This window comes from Synechococcus sp. R6-10 (assembly GCF_047461815.1).
Lineage (GTDB): Bacteria > Cyanobacteriota > Cyanobacteriia > Thermostichales > Thermostichaceae > Thermostichus.
Genome location: NZ_JANSHW010000464.1, coordinates 1 through 1,961 on the forward strand (window position 1 = coordinate 1; position 1,961 = coordinate 1,961).

Genomic DNA, 1,961 nt, shown 5'->3' on the forward strand with positions numbered 1-1,961 from the left:
TCCTATTCCCTGCCGGAAGCTGGCCATAGGTAGCCATCGATCCAGCCGGGAATCGAGGCCAGACGCAAGGGATCCCGCCTACTCCCACTCGATGGTGCCAGGGGGCTTGGAGGTGATGTCGTAAACCACGCGGTTGATGCCGGGCACCTCGTTGACGATGCGGTTGGAAATGGTGGCCAAGAGGTCGTAGGGAACTCGCGCCCAATCGGCGGTCATACCGTCTTCGCTGGTAACCAGCCGCACCACCACCGGGCAGGCATAGGTGCGCTTATCCCCCATCACCCCCACCGACCGCACCTCTGGCAGCAGCACGGCAAAGGCTTGCCAAAGTTTGGGATAGTAGCCGGAGCGGTTGATCTCCTGCCGCACGATCATGTCCGCTTCTCGCAGGGTTTCCAGCCGTTCTTTGGTAACCTCGCCTACAATGCGGATGGCCAGCCCCGGCCCTGGAAAAGGATGGCGGCCAACAATTTCTTCCGGCAGACCCAAAGAGCGGGCCAGTTGCCGCACCTCGTCTTTGAAGAGCTTGCGCAAAGGCTCTACCAGCTTAAAGCGCAGATTTTCGGGCAGGCCGCCGACATTGTGATGGCTTTTGATCTTGACGGCAATGCGTTCTCCAGTAACCGGATCCACATGGGTATTGGCAGACTCGATCACGTCTGGGTAGAGAGTGCCTTGGGCTAAGTACTCAAAAGGACCCAGCCGCTGGGATTCTTCCTCAAACACGCGAATAAACTCTGCCCCAATTCGTTTGCGTTTTTCTTCGGGATCGGTAACCCCCTGCAACTGCCGGAGAAACCGCTCCTGGCCATCCACGTAGTGGACGGGAATGTGAAATTGCTCTTGGAAAAGGCGCAGCAGCCGCTGGGGCTCTTCCTTGCGCATAAACCCTTGGTCGATGAACACGCAGGTGAGCTGGTCGCCGATGGCCTTGTGCAGCAGAAAAGCCAAAGTAGAGCTGTCTACCCCCCCCGAGAGGGCCAACAGCACCTTCTTATTGCCCACACGGGCACGTACCTCTCGAATGGCTTCCTCCAGAAAAGCTGCCGTTGTCCAGGTGGGCTCGCAACCGCAGATGTGATAGACAAAGTTGCGGATGAGAAAGGCGCCAGCCTCTGAGTGGGCCACCTCCGGATGAAATTGCACCCCGTAGAGACGACGCCTTGGATCGGCAATGGCGGCACAGGGGGTGTTGTCGGTAGAGGCCAAGGTGTGAAAGCCCGGCGGCAGTTCGGTAACCGAATCCCCGTGGCTCATCCACATGATGCTGTTTTCCGGCAGGTTGGTGAGCAGGTCGGTGGGATCCAAAATGTGCAGAGCGGCACGGCCATATTCCCCCTTCTGGGCTGCTTCCACCTTGCCCCCCAACTGCTGCACCATGAGTTGCATGCCGTAGCACACCCCCAGAACCGGGATCCCTAGGTTCCAAATCTCGGGGTCACACACCGGAGCGGCTGGCTCATACACCGAGTTGGGGCCCCCGGAGAGGATAATGCCCTGCGGTTGCAGTTGCCGCAGTTGCTCAGCAGTGGTGCGATAGGAAAGGATTTCCGAATAGACGTGGGTTTCGCGAATGCGGCGGGCAATCAGCTCAGAGTACTGGGATCCAAAATCGAGAATGACGATCATCTGGCGCTGCACTTCGAGGGGGGAAAGGCCGGAACTGGGAGGAGATGCAGAAGGGATCACAAAACCTGGCACAGTGCACAATAAAAAAGCCGGTCCAAGAGACTAGCTTGGCTATGGATACGATGGATACGAAAGAAACATTAAGGGCTCCTCCATGGTAACAGGGGTGGAGAGCTTGCACGCGGCTGCCTGCTCTAAAAAGCCTCTGTCAGGCTTGCCGAGAAAACAGCGCTTCTCGGAGGAGTCTCGCCGAAAAACCGCGTAAACTACCCGACTCCGACCGCTAAGCGGTACGGAGCGGGCTTTCAGTAGCCCTGGGCCTGCTCTGCTCT

At 58.2% G+C, this 1,961-nt stretch carries 1 protein-coding gene; it reads right to left on the bottom strand.

Going from position 1 to position 1,961, the window contains the following annotated elements; translation table 11 throughout:
- Positions 1-78 precede the first annotated feature (78 nt).
- On the bottom strand, positions 79-1,629 hold the full coding sequence (guaA, locus tag NW837_RS12275) for a glutamine-hydrolyzing GMP synthase (protein ID WP_414331898.1): 1,551 nt from the start codon (positions 1,627-1,629) through the stop codon (positions 79-81).
- Between the last annotated feature and the right edge of the window lie 332 nt (positions 1,630-1,961).